General features: G+C 59.6%; 12 protein-coding genes and 5 tRNA genes. 1 reads left to right on the top strand and 16 read right to left on the bottom strand.

Annotated features, from left to right (window positions below; all coding sequences use genetic code 11):
• Nucleotides 1-60: 60 nt before the first annotated feature.
• The 13 genes from rpoB to CABTHER_RS01130 form a co-directional block, all read right to left on the bottom strand.
• Nucleotides 61-4,500, bottom strand: a complete 4,440-nt coding sequence (rpoB, locus tag CABTHER_RS01190; RefSeq protein WP_014098746.1) for a DNA-directed RNA polymerase subunit beta — start codon at nt 4,498-4,500, stop codon at nt 61-63.
• A 403-nt stretch (nt 4,501-4,903) separates the two neighbouring features.
• Nucleotides 4,904-5,302, bottom strand: a complete 399-nt coding sequence (rplL, locus tag CABTHER_RS01185; protein ID WP_014098745.1) for a 50S ribosomal protein L7/L12 — start codon at nt 5,300-5,302, stop codon at nt 4,904-4,906.
• A 147-nt stretch (nt 5,303-5,449) separates the two neighbouring features.
• Complete coding sequence (rplJ, locus tag CABTHER_RS01180; protein WP_148263881.1) at nt 5,450-6,040, bottom strand: 50S ribosomal protein L10; 591 nt, start codon at nt 6,038-6,040, stop codon at nt 5,450-5,452.
• Between the two features lie 14 nt (nt 6,041-6,054).
• Nucleotides 6,055-6,750, bottom strand: coding sequence for a 50S ribosomal protein L1 (gene rplA, locus CABTHER_RS01175; protein WP_041569028.1), 696 nt, complete (start codon nt 6,748-6,750; stop codon nt 6,055-6,057).
• A gap of 95 nt (nt 6,751-6,845) precedes the next feature.
• Complete coding sequence (rplK, locus tag CABTHER_RS01170; protein WP_014098742.1) at nt 6,846-7,271, bottom strand: 50S ribosomal protein L11; 426 nt, start codon at nt 7,269-7,271, stop codon at nt 6,846-6,848.
• 136 nt (nt 7,272-7,407) lie between these two features.
• Nucleotides 7,408-7,971 (bottom strand): transcription termination/antitermination protein NusG, encoded by a 564-nt coding sequence (nusG, locus tag CABTHER_RS01165; RefSeq protein ID WP_014098741.1) that lies wholly within the window; start codon nt 7,969-7,971, stop codon nt 7,408-7,410.
• 23 nt (nt 7,972-7,994) lie between these two features.
• Nucleotides 7,995-8,267, bottom strand: coding sequence for a preprotein translocase subunit SecE (gene secE / locus CABTHER_RS01160; RefSeq protein WP_014098740.1), 273 nt, complete (start codon nt 8,265-8,267; stop codon nt 7,995-7,997).
• A gap of 63 nt (nt 8,268-8,330) precedes the next feature.
• A tRNA-Trp gene (locus tag CABTHER_RS01155) sits at nt 8,331-8,406 on the bottom strand.
• An 11-nt stretch (nt 8,407-8,417) separates the two neighbouring features.
• Nucleotides 8,418-9,605, bottom strand: coding sequence for an elongation factor Tu (tuf, locus tag CABTHER_RS01150; protein ID WP_014099979.1), 1,188 nt, complete (start codon nt 9,603-9,605; stop codon nt 8,418-8,420).
• Nucleotides 9,606-9,695: 90 nt separating this feature from the next.
• Nucleotides 9,696-9,768 (bottom strand) — tRNA-Thr (locus tag CABTHER_RS01145).
• Between the two features lie 5 nt (nt 9,769-9,773).
• A tRNA-Gly gene (locus CABTHER_RS01140) sits at nt 9,774-9,848 on the bottom strand.
• Nucleotides 9,849-9,860: 12 nt separating this feature from the next.
• Nucleotides 9,861-9,947 (bottom strand) — tRNA-Tyr (locus tag CABTHER_RS01135).
• Between the two features lie 17 nt (nt 9,948-9,964).
• Nucleotides 9,965-10,037: transfer RNA gene (locus tag CABTHER_RS01130), tRNA-Thr, on the bottom strand.
• 241 nt (nt 10,038-10,278) lie between these two features.
• Between CABTHER_RS01130 and CABTHER_RS01125 the strand changes: the two genes are divergently transcribed.
• Nucleotides 10,279-10,488: a hypothetical protein gene (locus CABTHER_RS01125; RefSeq protein WP_014098738.1), complete on the top strand. Its 210-nt coding sequence runs from the start codon at nt 10,279-10,281 to the stop codon at nt 10,486-10,488.
• 37 nt (nt 10,489-10,525) lie between these two features.
• Here CABTHER_RS01125 and CABTHER_RS17170 read toward each other — a convergent pair whose 3' ends face one another.
• The 3 genes from CABTHER_RS17170 to CABTHER_RS01110 are packed head-to-tail and all read right to left on the bottom strand — an operon-like array spanning nt 10,526 to nt 15,024.
• Nucleotides 10,526-11,173, bottom strand: a complete 648-nt coding sequence (locus CABTHER_RS17170) for an MBL fold metallo-hydrolase (RefSeq protein ID WP_014098737.1) — start codon at nt 11,171-11,173, stop codon at nt 10,526-10,528.
• A complete protein-coding gene (locus CABTHER_RS01115) occupies nt 11,170-11,901 on the bottom strand; it encodes a Fic family protein (protein WP_014098736.1) in 732 nt (243 codons plus the stop codon). The genes CABTHER_RS17170 and CABTHER_RS01115 overlap by 4 nt, the downstream gene beginning before the upstream one ends.
• 6 nt (nt 11,902-11,907) lie before the next feature.
• Nucleotides 11,908-15,024, bottom strand: coding sequence for an efflux RND transporter permease subunit (locus CABTHER_RS01110; RefSeq protein ID WP_014098735.1), 3,117 nt, complete (start codon nt 15,022-15,024; stop codon nt 11,908-11,910).
• Nucleotides 15,025-15,027 lie beyond the last annotated feature (3 nt).

Genomic DNA, 15,027 nt, shown 5'->3' with positions numbered 1-15,027 from the left:
GACCTCCAAAGCGGCAATGTGACGGCCGCCAGACCGAACAGCCGTCACCGGTTGACCATCTCAGCGACGCGACAGGGTTGCGGGCGACTCAGCGGACGCACCATTCGAGTCCTCCGAGCGCTTGATGAGTTCGACATCGAGACACAACGACTGTAGCTCCCGCACCAGCACGTTGAAGGACTCTGGCACGCCGGGATCAAAGTCGGTTTCTCCCTTCACAATCGCCTCGTAGCTCTTCGAGCGGCCGGCGACATCATCCGATTTCGCCGTCAGCAGCTCCTGGAGAATGTGTGCTGCTCCGTAGGCTTCAAGCGCCCACACCTCCATTTCTCCGAAGCGTTGACCGCCAAACTGCGCCTTGCCGCCCAGCGGCTGCTGCGTGATAAGGGAGTAGGGACCGATGGAGCGGGCATGAATCTTGTCGTCCACCAGATGTGAGAGTTTCAGCATGTAGATGTAGCCGACCGTGACCAACTGCTCGAAGGGTTCACCCGTCATGCCGTCATACAGCACAGTCTTGCCGGACTGGTTGATCATCGGCAGTTCACCCTGGGATTCCCGCAGCGCTGCCGCTTCGGCCAGCTTCTGCTTGACTTCGGCTTCTGAAGCTCCGTCAAACACTGGTGTAGCAAACTGCACGCCCAGTACGTGCGCCGCCCAGCCCAGGTGCGTTTCCAGAATCTGGCCGACGTTCATGCGCGACGGCACGCCCAACGGGTTGAGCACGATTTCGACGGGCCGCCCGTCAGGCAGGTAAGGCATGTCCTCTTCCGGCAGAATCTGGGCGATGACCCCCTTGTTGCCATGCCGTCCGGCCATTTTGTCACCCACGGACAGCTTGCGCTTCATGGCGATGAACACCTTGACCATCTTGATGACGCCCGGCGGGAGTTCGTCGCCACGTTTGAGTTTTTCGACCTTCTCTTCGTGCAGCCTCTGGAGAATGGCAAACTGCCGCTTGGTGAACTCTTCAAGTTCTTTGATTTCAGCGGCCACATCAATCTTGGGATTCTGAAGCTCGATTTTCTTGAGCGTGGCCAGATCGAGCGTCCTGAGAAAGTCACGGGTCAGGACTTCGCCCTTGCCGAGTACGGCCCGCTTGTTGACGAGCACATCCTTGGCCACCCGCTGCCCTTCCAGAAGCTCGTAAATCCGCTTGTTGCGCTCGTCTTCGAGAATGCGACGCTCATCCTCCAGATTTTTGAGCAATCGCGCTTCTTCCTCAGCCTCAATGGCCAGGGAGCGCTTGCACTTTTCCTGTCCCTTGCGGGTGAAGATTTTGACGTCCACGACAGTGCCCTCGATACCAGGCGGACAGGTCAGGGAGGCATCGCGGACATCCCCAGCTTTTTCGCCAAAAATGGCGCGCAGCAGCTTTTCCTCCGGTGTCAGTTGGGTTTCGCCTTTGGGCGTCACCTTCCCGACAAGAATCGAACCCGGCTTGACGCGGGCCCCGATGCGGATGACGCCGGATTCATCCAGGTCACGGAGGCTGGATTCTGAAACGTTCGGAATGTCGCGGGTGATTTCTTCCGGGCCAAGCTTGGTGTCCCGGGCTTCGATTTCAAGTTCCTCGATGTGGACGGACGTGTAGGCATCCTCCTGCACGAGTTTCTGCGAAATGAGGATGGCGTCCTCGAAGTTGTAGCCGCGCCACGGCATAAAGGCCACGAGCACGTTGCGGCCCAACGCCAGCTCACCCTGGTCGGTGCAGGGGCCATCCGCCAGCACGTCCCCTTTCTTGACGCGCTGCCCCACGCGCACAATGGGTTTCTGGTTGATGCAGGTGCTCTGGTTGGAGCGCCGGAACTTGACCAACTGGTAAATGTCCGCCGTCACCTCACGCGAGAGCGTGCCGGGCTGCGTGGTATCCACCCGGATGATGATGCGTTCGGAATCCACGCTGTCCACAATGCCATCGCGGCGTGCAATGACAACCGCGCCGGAATCCTGCGCCGCAACCCGCTCCATGCCTGTCCCGATCAAGGGCGCTTCTGCGCGCAACAAAGGCACTGCCTGCCGTTGCATGTTGGCACCCATCAGCGCGCGGTTGGCGTCATCGTGCTCAAGAAATGGCACGAGGGCTGCGGCTACCGACACAAGCTGCTTTGGCGATACGTCTATAAACTGGATTTCTTCCCGTGGAACCTCACGAAACTCCCCGGCTTTGCGGGCTGACACCCGCTCGTCAATAATTTCGAGCCGTTCGTTGAGCCGGATGTTGGCCTGCCCGATGGTGTATTTGTCTTCCTCCCAGGCCGAGAGATAAAACGGGTAAGGTTCATATTCTGCCGGCTTCTGGTCGGGCTTGAGCGCCGCATTGGCCGCCTCGGCTTCAGAAAGAGGGATATGGGACCCTGGTCGCAGATTGGTATCGCCACCGTTGGTGATGCGGACGTACTCAATGACCCGCCCGTTTTCCACCTTGCGGTAGGGCGACTCGATAAAGCCAAACTCATTGATCCGCGCAAAGCACGACAGAGACGAAATCAACCCGATGTTCGGCCCTTCCGGCGTTTCAATCGGGCAGATGCGGCCGTAGTGGGTCGGATGCACGTCGCGTACCTCAAAGCCAGCCCGCTCACGGGAGAGTCCGCCCGGACCCAGCGCCGAAAGCCGCCGCTTGTGGGTGATCTCCGACAACGGATTCGTCTGGTCCATAAACTGCGAAAGCTGTGACGAACCAAAGAACTCCCGTACGGCCGCCATGACCGGCTTGGCGTTGACGAGGTCGCGCGGCATTGCCTGCTGCATCTCCTGGTGGATGGACATCTTGTCCTTGATGGCCCGTTCCATGCGCACCAGCCCCAGCCGAAACTGGTTTTCGAGCAACTCACCAACGGCGCGCACCCGCCGATTGCCCAGGTGGTCAATGTCATCGGCGTCGTAGGTCATTTCCTGTCCATCCGGCCCGATGGCGCGCCCTTTGCGCAGCTTGAGCAGATAGGTGATGACATCCACAAAGTCGCGCGGCGAAAGCGTTTGCTGGTCGAGGTTCGCCCGTTCGGGATGCCCCATCTTGATGTTGAACTTGAGTCGCCCGACGCGCGAGAAATCGAACTTCCGGGCATCGAAAAACATCCCGTAAAATAGCCCCCAGGAAGTCATAATCGTGGGCGGATCGCCGGGCCGCATCTTGCGGTAGATTTCCAGCAGCGCATCCACAGGCCGGCGGATGGTGTCCTTCTTGAGTGTTTGCTGGAGAATCGTTCCGATGTCATCCCGTTCGGGGAAATACACCTCGAAGCTTTCGACCCCGGCAGCAAAGAGCTTTTCATACTCCCGTGCCGTCAACTCCGTCCCGGCCTCAACCAGAACCTCACCAGTGGCCACATCCACAATATCAGCCAGCGCCGTCGCCCCTGTGAGGTCCGGTGCACTGACCGCGACTTTGGTCACACCAGCCTCACGAAAGGTTTTCAGGTGCTTTGGCATTACTTTCTGTCCCGGACGCAGCAGGGTCTCACCGGTTTCGGGGTGCTTGACCCCGCCGGTGAGACGCATATCAAGCAGCAACGGACTGATGGGAAACCAGAGACTCTCCTGGTGGACCTCCATCGTGGCCACCTGGTAAAACTGCCGCAGGATTTCAACGTCCGTACATGTCGTCGCCTTGATGCGCTCTTCCAGTTGGGCATCGGTGTAGTCGCCCCGCTCGATGGCTTCCATGTCGAGTTTCTGGATAAGCGCCAACGCCCGCAGGAAGATCGTCGCCAGAAACTTCCGCTTCCGGTCAATCCGTACGTAGAGCAGATTTTTCTGGTCGTACTCAAACTCGATCCACGAACCACGGTAGGGAATGACTTTCGCCAGATAGGTCGGAGACTTTTCAAAGAATACTCCCGGACTGCGGTGAAGCTGGGAAACGATGACGCGCTCCGTCCCGTTGATGATGAATGTGCCGTTTTCGGTCATCAGCGGGATGTCGCCAAAATACACATCCTCGTCCAGAAAGTTGCGCAGGCTGCGCTGTCCGGTTTCTTCGTCTTTGTCCCAGAGCGTCAGGCGGATTTTGACCTTGAGCGGAACGGCATAAGTCATGCCGCGCTCCTGGCATTCGCGGACTTCGTATTTGTGCTTGAGACCGACCGGCTCACCACATACGTCACAGGTGGTGACGATATTTTTGTTGGCCGCGCCACAGGCACGACAAATCACGTCTTCGCCCGAAAGTGGATCAACCTGAATGACGGCCCCGCAGTTGTGACAGTTGGAACGGAGAAACTGCAAGCCCTCGTTTTTGCCACACTTGCATTTCCACTCGCCAATCGAGTATTCAACAAAACTCAACTGGGCTGTGTCACGGAAATCCTTGATGGGAAATACAGATTTGAAAACCGCCTGAAGGCCGATATTTTCACGCTCTTCGGGCAGCTTGTCCATTTGAAGGAAGCGATAGTACGACTCGCGTTGAACCTCGATGAGGTTCGGGATGCGAATTGCCGTCTTGATCTTCGAGAAGTCGTGACGCGCCCGCGTCTCCTTACCGTTGTGCGACATAAGCCAAAGACATGCCTTTCCGCATCAGGCAAGCACCCCAAAAGCGGGCACGCCAAGACCTGCCCGCCGGAAACGAGCTTCCGATGCGCGTGAAGTAAGGAAGTCAACAAGGAAATGGTGCAGCGAAACCAGATGGGAAAATTGACAGGCCACAAACCGGCGGGCTTCACCTGCCAAAGCAAGCCGGTACCAGCGGCTTGTCAGAGGACAAGGTCGAACTACTCGTGCGTACACCGTCATCACGAGCCAGTTGGCGCCACTGAGATTCTTCAAAAGCGCCTCCCGCCACAAGAATGGCTCAAACGGACAAGCCCTTCAGGTCAGCCTGATGCTCAAAAGGCAAGCCCACCACGGGACCTGTCGGGCCCAGTGGTGGTTGATTGCCCGCCGCCGACAAACACCCTTACTTGATTTCGACGGTTGCCCCCGCTTCCGTCAACTTGGCCTTGATGGCCTCGGCTTCGGCCTTTGGAATGCCAGTCTTGATCGGCTTGGGAGCGCCATCCACAAGGTCTTTGGCCTCCTTCAGCCCCAGCGAGGTAATTTCGCGAACGACCTTGATGACATTGATCTTGTTGGCACCGGCAGCCGCCAGGATCACATCGAACTCATCTTTGGCTTCTTCAGCCGGAGCGGCTGGGGCGCCTCCCGCCGCAGCCGCGGCCGCTGGAACCGCAACCGCAGCAGCCGCTGCTGAAACTCCAAACCTTGCTTCCATCAGCTTGACGAGTTCCGCCGCTTCCAACAACGTCAATGAACCAATTTGCTCGACAATGGCCGTCAACTTCTCCGACATGTTCATCCTACCTTTCTGAACTAAAACGTAAAATCACGAGCTGTCGTGGGTTATTCAGGCTCCTGACCGGGCAGCGCCGTTCTCCCCCTTGCTCTTATCCCTATTCCGGGACATCCATTGGCAGACGCCAGGCCACTATCACTCGACCGGGCGTTACTCTGCTTTTTTGTCTCGCACCTGCGCCGTGACTACCGCCACATTGCGCGCCACACCACTTGTCGCCGCGGCAATCCGCTGTGCTCCAGAGTTGATCAGGAACATCAGACGGGACATGAGTTCCTCGCGGGAGGGCATCGTGGCCAGGGCCTCAATGTCCTGTTCCCCGATGGTTTTCCCATCCACAACCCCGGCCTTGAAAACAAACTGTTGGTATTCCTTGAAGAGTTTGAGCAGCAGTTTGGCTGCTGTCACCGGGTCTTCCGGGGCCAGAGCAACCGCCGTCGGCCCCGTAAACTGCTCGCCGAGTTGCTCCAGTACTGTTCCCTTGGCCGCGCGGCGCGCCAGTGTGTTCTTGACAACGTGGTAGCGCATCCCCGCCCGGCGCAGCTCACTGCGCAGCGCCGTGTCGGACTGCACGGTCATCCCCTGAAAGCCAACCAGAAAGGCATGGCGGGTGGATTGAAACTCCGCCGCCAATTGCTCAACGACTGATACTTTTCCCTGTCGCGTCATCGTTCCCCCCAACTCCGGCATCGCGCAGGAACAGGCCGCCCGGCTTCCCCACAGGGCATCAACGTTCCTCACGATGGTCTAAGGATTCAGCTATGGTACTCCGATGGTGCAAGCGGTACCGCTGGCCCCATCGTCGAGCCACAGTAGGCAGCCCGCACGTACCGCCCCTTGCTTGCCGACGGTTTGGCACGGAGAACAGCCTCGATGAGGGTACGGATGTTTTCAATGAGCTTTTCATCAGGGAAGGAAACCCGCCCCACCGGAACGTGAACGACGCCGGTTTTGTCCACACGAAACTCAACCTTACCGGCTTTGACTTCCTGTACGGCCTTGCCGACCTCAAAGGTTACGGTTCCTGTCTTTGGGTTTGGCATCAGTCCCCGTGGGCCGAGAATTTTACCCAGCGTGCCGACGGACTTCATCATATCCGGCGTGGCAATGAGCACATCAAAGTCCAGCCAGCCGCCCTTGATACGCTCGACAAAGTCTTCACCGCCGACCTCGTCAGCTCCCGCAGACTGGGCCTCAGATTGCTTTTCACCAGCCGCAATCACCACGACCCGCTTGGTTTTCCCCAGTCCGTTTGGCAGAACAACCGTCCCGCGCACCATCTGGTCGGCCTTACGGGGATCAACCCCCAAAACCATGGTGACTTCAACCGTCTCATCAAACCTGGCGTAAGCCATCCGCTTGATAAGCGGCACGGCATCCGCCAGAGTGTAGAGCCGCCCCGGCTCAATTTGTGCCAGTGCAGCCCGGTGTTTCTTGCCCATTCGTCCCATACTGTCTCCTCTCAGGTGCCAGCGCGACCCCTTACCGTCGCTCCCTGAATCACTCGCCCCGTCAACGCTGCCGGTGTGGTGTACCTGGCTTGTACCTACTCCACAATCTCAAGTCCCATACTTCGGGCCGTCCCTTTGACCGAGCGAATAGCCGCTTCCAATGAAGCACAGTTCATATCTGGCAGCTTGGTCTCGGCAATCTGACGCACCTGCGCCATGGTCAACTTTCCAATCCGCTCCCGTCCAGGTCGGGCTGCGCCGCTCGTGATACCCAACGTCTTTTTGATCAGGTCGGGGACTGGCGGCGTCTTCGTCACGAAGGTAAACGACTTGTCTGAATAGACCGTGATGACAACCGGAATTTTCAGGTCCCCCATGTCGCTCGTGCGTGCATTGAACTGCTTGCAGAACTCCATGATGTTGACCCCGTGCTGACCCAGGGCAGGGCCAATTGGTGGCGCTGGATTGGCTTTCCCAGCTTGGACCTGAAGCTTGATATACGCTGTAACTTTTTTTGCCATAGCTTGCGCCTAAATCACTTGGTTACTTGCGGCCGTATTGGCGGCATCACGGCAGGACAAAAGGTGAATACCACCTTACGACAGCAACCTCCGGGCAACGACATTCAGGTTACTGTTTCAGAATACCGGATAGATTTCAGGATTCAGCAAAGTTGGGCTTTTCGACGCCCAGAAAATCCAGCTCAACCGGCGTCGCCCGCCCAAAAATCGTCACCATGACCTTCAACGTACTGCGCTCCACATTGACCTCTTCCACCACTCCGGTAAAGCCCGTGAAAGGACCGCTGATGATGCGTACGGTCTCTCCGGAGGAGAACACAATTTTGGGCTTCGGATGGTCCGTGGTCTCGGTGACATGGTTGATGATTTGGTTGACCTCTTCTTCGGTAAGGGCTGTTGGCTTCTGGCCACCAATGAAGTTGGTCACTTTGGGGGTATTTTTGATGGTGTGCCAGACACGCTCCGACATTTCACCAGTTTCATCGTCCGTTTCAATCTGCACGAGAACGTAGCCCGGAAAAATCATCCGTGAGGTCTCGACACGCTTGTTGCCACGCATTTCGACGACGGTTTCCGAAGGAATAAGCACCTCCGTCACCTCGTTTTCCAGGCCATACGCCTTGAGGCGGCTCTGCAAGCTCTCGCGTACCTTTTTCTCGTGCCCTGAATAGGTATGAATGATGTACCAGCGCTTTGCCATAGACTGTCTCGGTCGGCGCGCGTTTACGCCCCTCCCAACCACTTGAGGATCGTTTCCAGAAGGCGTGCCACTACAACATCCACGCCCCACAGAAAGAAACCAAAGAAAGTCGTGATGCCAATAACTACGAGGGTCGTATCATAGACCTCTTCGCGGGTTGGCCAAACTACATTCCTGAGTTCATTGCGTGTGTCACGGAGAAACTGGATACTCGACGACCACCAGCCGGTCAGTTTTGAAACTGGTACGGACGGCTTGCTCTCCGGCGCGGTTACTGTCTCGGAAGCTCGTTCCATGAAATACCCCAAACACCTTCTAAACTCGGCACGGAGACCTACGTGGTGTGATATGGGATGGATTGGCAGGGGTAACAGGAGTCGAACCCGTACTTTCGGTTTTGGAGACCGACGTGCTGACCATTGACACCATACCCCTGCAAAGCCGGCTCATTCGAGGATTTCCGAAATCGTACCTGCGCCGACCGTCCGTCCCCCCTCCCGAATCGCAAACCGCAGCCCCTTCTCCATGGCAATCGGCGTAATCAACTCCACCGTCAACGCCACATTGTCCCCAGGCATCACCATCTCCACCCCCTCCGGCAACTCCGTCACCCCCGTCACGTCCGTCGTCCGAAAGTAAAACTGCGGCCGATACCCCTTGAAAAACGGCGTGTGCCGCCCACCCTCCTCCTTCGTCAACACGTACACCTCCGCCCGAAACTTCGTGTGCGGCGTAATCGTCCCAGGCTTCGCGATCACCTGCCCCCGCTCTATCTCCCGCCGCTCCACACCCCGCAGCAGCAACCCCACATTGTCCCCAGCCTGCCCCTGATCCAGCAGCTTCCGAAACATCTCCACCCCAGTCACCACCGTCTTCCGCGTCGGCCGTATCCCAACCACTTCCACCTCGTCCGACACCTTCACCACACCACGCTCCACACGCCCCGTCGCCACCGTCCCGCGCCCCGATATCGAAAACACATCCTCCACGGGCATCAAAAACGGCTTGTCAATGTCCCGCACCGGCGTCGGTATGTAGTTGTCCACCGCCGCCATCAACTCCTCTATCTTCGCCTCCCACTGCGGCTCCCCGTTCAACGCACCAAGCGCGCTCCCCCGAATCACCGGTATCTCGTCCCCGGGAAAGTCGTACTTCGACAGCAACTCCCGCACCTCCAACTCCACCAAATCCAGCAACTCCGCATCGTCCACCATGTCGCACTTGTTCATAAACACCACCATCGCCGGCACCCCAACCTGCCGCGCCAGCAAGATGTGCTCCCGCGTCTGTGGCATCGGCCCGTCCGTCGCCGCCACCACCAATATCGCCCCGTCCATCTGCGCCGCACCCGTAATCATGTTCTTGATGTAGTCCGCGTGCCCAGGACAATCCACGTGCGCATAGTGCCGCGTCGCCGTCTCGTACTCCACGTGCGCCGTGTTGATCGTAATCCCACGCGCCTTCTCCTCCGGCGCCGCATCAATCTGATCGTAGGTCTTCTTCTGTACCTTCGGATTCTTCTTCGCCAACACCGACGTAATCGCCGCCGTCAACGTCGTCTTCCCGTGATCCACATGCCCAATCGTCCCAATGTTGACGTGCGTCTTACTCCGGTCAAACTTCTCCTTTGACATGTCAAAACCTCGATAAATGCCCGCGTAAGTTACCGCGAAAAATACGGCGTCGCTCACCTGCCAGGGGTGGACGGCGCACAAAATTACGAGAGCCCATAACCGGACTTGAACCGGTGACCTCTTCCTTACCAAGGAAGTGCTCTACCGACTGAGCTATATGGGCGTGGATGGAGCGGGAGACGAGATTCGAACTCGCGACCAACGGCTTGGAAGGCCGTGACTCTACCACTGAGTTACTCCCGCTCAAGTCCAAGCTGGTGCAGGGGACAGGATTCGAACCTGTGAACTCACTCGGAGGGCAGATTTACAGTCTGCTGCCATTGACCGCTCGGCCACCCCTGCATCGATCTTTTGTAAAGAGCCGGCGATGGGACTCGAACCCGCGACCTACTGATTACAAGTCAGTTGCTCTACCAACTGAGCTACGCCGGCAAAAACCTCCTTGGTGACACACACCATGATTGCCTGGAAAAGCCATGATAGTAGCACAACGTCCATGGATTGCAACGCCTTTCTTCTCCACCTTGCCGGGCAGACTTGGCCACAGCCATCTCCACATGTGATAATGTTTACACTTGGAAGACCTGAAGCCGTCAAGGGGAGCTGAAGCCGCAGGCACTTCAGCCACCTGACGTTCACCCCCACCACCTGTCACACCTTGGAGGCTAAGCGTATGTCCCCTCTGCGGATTGGATTGCTCAGTGCTGCGATTCTGTTGGCGATCGTCGGGGCCTGGCTGTACATGAGCCAGGCGTCTTCGACGGAAACCCACAAGTTCTGGATTGCTGTTGCGTGCTTTGTGGCGGCTGGCGGTTCGGCCCTTGGCTTCTTCCTGACCAAACCGGAAGAGCGCGCCGAAGACATCAGCATCACAAAGTTTTAGTGTGTCAGTCAACGATGCTGATGGCTGGCCCGGAAGGTTACCGTCGGCCCATCCCTGGGATGCGGCCGGTCAGGAATGGGTTTTCATCCAACTCACGGGCCACCGTTGTTGACGGCCCGTGGCCGGGATGAATCCGGTAGTGCTCGCCCAAGGTCACGATGCGTTCTTCAATCGAGTTGATTAACGTTGGGCCGTCGCCGCCAGGCAGGTCCACCCGCCCAACCGACGAAGCAAACAGACAGTCACCTACCCACGCATCGGTTTCGTTGTACAGCATCACGTGTCCGGGTGAATGTCCGGGCACGTGACGCACCTTGACCTGCTCGCGCCCGAAGGTCAGTACGTCGCCATCTTTCAAGTACACATCCACCGGCGGCGCATCCTCCAGATCAAACCCAAACCACGACCCCTGCTCTGGCAACTGCCTGTAAAGGAAGTCATCCGCCGGATGCAGATGAATCGGCGCACCCGTCATGGCTTTGAGCGCCCCAGCGCTCCAGAAGTGATCCAGGTGGGCGTGAGAGACCACAATCCGCACCACGTCCAGCCGTTCTTTCTGAATGGCATCGGCAATGGCGTCGAACTCCTCACCGGGATCGATGACCAGCGTCTGGCGGGTCTGCTCGCAGATGAGAAAGTACGTATGCGCCTGAAATACACCCGTTGTGACACGGAAAAATCTCACCGTCGTTCCTCCTGCTCCGTCTCGATGAGGCTGTAAGCCGCCAGCAGCCAGCGGGCAAACAGTTCCACCCCGGGCTGCGTGATCATTTGGAAAGCATACCCGACAACATCCCGATAGGCCGACTGTTCTTCGGCGATGGGAATGATGGGCGGAAAGCCAGCCCGCAGGACATAAAAACTGGACAGCAGGCGCACGAGGGTGTTTGTCCGGGCGGCAAAGGGCTGGAGATCGAGCAGGCGCAGGTGAAACAGACCCGCCTGCTCCACCGGATGCAGTTCGGAAAAGGCGTCGGTGGTGAACCAGTCGAGGGTCATCTCCAAAAGCACCGGCAAGGCGGCCGGCGCGGCCGGCTGGTGGTTTTCCACCTGGGGCCGGCCCGCAGCGGTACGCCACACCTGAACGGTGTCTCCCTGTTCCCCGACGAGTTCGCGGCAGGCCGTTTCCAGATCGTCCATCGTCAGGGCATCCCGCTGGTCTCCGGGCTTGGCGGTTGCCCGCGCCAGCAGCCACCGCGCAGCCCTTTCCAGAGCAGCCGGCGTTGTCGCATCCGACGCCGTATCAAACGGCGGCACGGCATAAGCTTCCAGCCCGGCAATCCACTTCGGCAGCCACCGTGGCTGCGCCGCCAGAACGGCCGCAGCCGGGTGCGCCTGCCGGGCCGCTTCAAGTCGCTTCGCCCAGTTCGATGAAGGGCGGTAGGAATCGTGATAAATCGGCAGTTCGGCCACGCTGACTCATCTCCCTTCCGGTGTGTCTGCTGCCTGCTCCACCCACTCATACAGCGCCGGCAACAGAAGCAAGGTCAACAGCGTGGCTGTCACTAACCCGCCGATGACGACCGTGGCAAGCGGCCGTTGCACTTCTGCGCCGGCCGAAGTGGCCGTAGCCATGGGCAAAAAGCCCAGGCTTGCCACCAGCGCCGTGGTCAGTACCGGACGCACGCGCGTCAGCGCCCCCTCGCGCACGGCGGCTTCCAGCGTCAAGCCCTGCCGCCGCAGTTGCTTCATGGCCGACACCAGCACCAGCCCGTTGAGCACCGCCACGCCAAACAGGGCAATAAAGCCAACGCCGGCCGAGATGGAAAACGGCATACCGCGCAGCGCCAGCGCCGCCACGCCGCCCACGGCGGCAAAAGGCACGCCGGTAAAGACCAGCGCCGCCGCCCGCGCCTGCCCGAACGAGGTGTAAAGCAGCGCGTAAATCAGCAACAGGGCGACTGGAACAACCACCGCCAGCCGGGCGGCAGCCCGTTGCAGGTTTTCAAACTGCCCCCCGAACACCAACCGGTAGCCGGGCGGCAGATCCACAGACGCCTTGAGTTTGGACCGGGCCTCGGCAACGAAGCCGGCCACATCCCGCCCACGTACGTTGCACTCGACCACCATCCGGCGCCGACCGTGTTCACGCGACACCTGGGCGGGCCCCTCGACCAGCGTCACCTCAGCCACGGCCGCCAACGGCACCCGCGCACCAGTCGGCGTCAAAAGCACCTGGGCGGCAATGTCCTCGATGCGGCGGGTGCTGGTCTCACCAAGACGCACAACCAGCGGAAAACGCCGTTCGCCTTCATAGACCGTGCCGACTTCCCGCCCGACCACAAGTGATTCCACCAGCAGGTTGACATCCTCGACACTCAGACCGTACCGCGCCAGCGCCGGGCGGTTGGGCACAATCTGTACCTGCGGGATGCCGGCGATCGTTTCCAGTTTGACATCCGCTGCGCCGGGAATCCGGGTCAGCACCTGGGCAATCCGTTCCGCCCGGTCACGCAGCACCTCCAGGTCATCCCCAAAGACTTTGACGGCAACATCCGACTTGACGCCCGAAATGAGTTCCGCCACCCGCAGCTCAATGGGCTGGCTGAAGCTGAAACGCGCTTCAGGAATCCGCTGCCGCAGCGCCGCGGCCATCGCCGCCACCAGCTCTTCGCGGGTTCGGGCCGTCTTCCATTCGGCGGGCGGCTTCAACCCGATGTATATGTCGCCCAACTCGATCCCCATCGGATCGGTGGCAATTTCGGCACTGCCGTTTTTCGTGACGACCTTGGTCACTTCCGGGAATTCCAGCAGCACCCGTTCGGCTTCGGTGGCCGTGCGGACGGCTTCGGCAACCGACACACTGGGCAGGCGCTGTATCTGTACTGCCAGCGCCCCTTCTTCCAGACGTGGAATGAACTCCGCCCCCAGCGACATCACCAGCGCGCCGGACAGCAGCACCAGTCCAAAAGCCACTGCCGTGGCCTGGGCGCGCTGCCGCCGCATCCACGCAAAGACGGGGCCGTAACCGCGCTTGGCCAGGCGGATGAGCCAGACTTCATGCTCCGCAACGGAGCCGCGCAGGACAAAGACCAGCATCGCCGGGATATAGGTCAGCGACAGTACCGCCGCGCTGGCCAGCGCACACATGACGGTCAGCGCCATGGGCGCAAACATTTTTCCCTCGATACCGCGCAGGGCCAGCAACGGGACATACACCAGGGCAATGATGATCTCGCCGAACATCGTGGCGCGCCGCACCTCGCTTGAGGCCGCCACCACGACCTCCTGCCGTTCCGCCGTGGTCAGCCGCCGCCCAAGCGCATGCTGGTGCTCGGCAACCCGCCGGATGCTGTTTTCCGTCAGGATGACAGCCCCATCCACGATGAGACCAAAATCAATCGCCCCCAAACTCATCAGGTTGCCCGACAGTCCCAGCATCTGCATGCCGACGGCAGCGCCCAGCATCGAGAGCGGAATCACCGTGGCGACCAGCAGCGCCGACGGCCAGTGACCCAGCAGCAGGACCAGGACACCGATGACAATCAGCGCCCCTTCGGTCAGGTTCCAGATCACCGTGCGGATGGTGCGCCCAACCAGTTCGGCCCGGTCATAAAACGGCACGATGTGCACGCCGGGCGGTAACGTCGGCGCAATTTCGGCCAGCCGTTCGGCCACGTTCTGCGTCACCGTCCGGGCGTTGGCGCCCTTGAGCATCAGCGCAATGCCGCAGACCGTTTCGCCAGCACCGTCGGCCGTTACGGCCCCCTGCCGTACAGCGGGTGGCGCACAGACAACCTCACCCAGGTCGCGCACCAGGATGGGCGTTCCACCGCGTCCGGTCGCCACGACAATCCGTGCCAGGTCTTCCACCGATTGCGCCAGTCCCACGCCACGCAACAGGAACTGTTCCTGAGCATGGACAATCGCCCCGCCGCTCACGTTGGCGTTGTTGCGGACAACGGCATCCATGACCTCCCGCAGCGTCAGACCGTACGCCTGAAGCCGGGATGGCTCAATCCGCACCTGATACTGCTTGCTCAAACCGCCGTAACTGTTGACCTCAGCGACACCCGGCGTTCCCAGCAACTGCCGCCGGACAATCCAATCCTGGATGGTCCGCAGCCCCATGGCGTCGTAACCACTGCCGGGCGCGGCGCGCAGCTCATACTGATAGACCTCCCCCAGACCGGTTGTGATGGGGCCCAGCATTGGTGCACCACTACCCGGCGGAATCTGATCGCGCGCGGCTGCCAACCGTTCAAAAACCAACTGCCGCGCCCGGTAAATGTCCATGTCATCATCAAAGACGACAGTGACGGCCGAGAGACCAAACTTCGACAGGGAGCGGATTTCCTCGACGCCGGTCAGTCCGGCCAGCGCCGTTTCAATCGGAAACGTTACCTGGCGTTCGATTTCCAGCGGTGTCAGGGCGGGCGCGGACGTCAGTATCTGAACCTGGTTGTTGGTGACATCCGGCACGGCATCAATCGGCAGCCGCCGGAACGCATCCAGCCCGGCCAGCACGAGCAGCAGGACGCCGATGAGTATGAGCAGCGGATGGGTGGCCGAAAAGCGCAGGATACGGTCAAGCATGGC

It is taken from the genome of Chloracidobacterium thermophilum B, from assembly GCF_000226295.1.
GTDB lineage: Bacteria > Acidobacteriota > Blastocatellia > Chloracidobacteriales > Chloracidobacteriaceae > Chloracidobacterium > Chloracidobacterium thermophilum.
This window is presented reverse-complemented; position numbering and strand designations above follow the sequence as displayed.

Excerpts from the sequence above, each read along its gene's own strand:
- rpoB (WP_014098746.1), bottom strand. The coding sequence starts at position 4,500 with ATGTCGCACAACGGTAAGGAGACGCGGGCGCGTCACGACTTCTCGAAG.
- rplL (WP_014098745.1), bottom strand. The coding sequence starts at position 5,302 with ATGAACATGTCGGAGAAGTTGACGGCCATTGTCGAGCAAATTGGTTCA.
- rplA (WP_041569028.1), bottom strand. The coding sequence starts at position 6,750 with ATGGGACGAATGGGCAAGAAACACCGGGCTGCACTGGCACAAATTGAG.
- rplK (WP_014098742.1), bottom strand. The coding sequence starts at position 7,271 with ATGGCAAAAAAAGTTACAGCGTATATCAAGCTTCAGGTCCAAGCTGGG.
- nusG (WP_014098741.1), bottom strand. The coding sequence starts at position 7,971 with ATGGCAAAGCGCTGGTACATCATTCATACCTATTCAGGGCACGAGAAA.
- secE (WP_014098740.1), bottom strand. The coding sequence starts at position 8,267 with ATGGAACGAGCTTCCGAGACAGTAACCGCGCCGGAGAGCAAGCCGTCC.
- tuf (WP_014099979.1), bottom strand. The coding sequence starts at position 9,605 with ATGTCAAAGGAGAAGTTTGACCGGAGTAAGACGCACGTCAACATTGGG.
- CABTHER_RS01125 (WP_014098738.1), top strand. The coding sequence starts at position 10,279 with ATGTCCCCTCTGCGGATTGGATTGCTCAGTGCTGCGATTCTGTTGGCG.
- CABTHER_RS01110 (WP_014098735.1), bottom strand. The coding sequence starts at position 15,024 with ATGCTTGACCGTATCCTGCGCTTTTCGGCCACCCATCCGCTGCTCATA.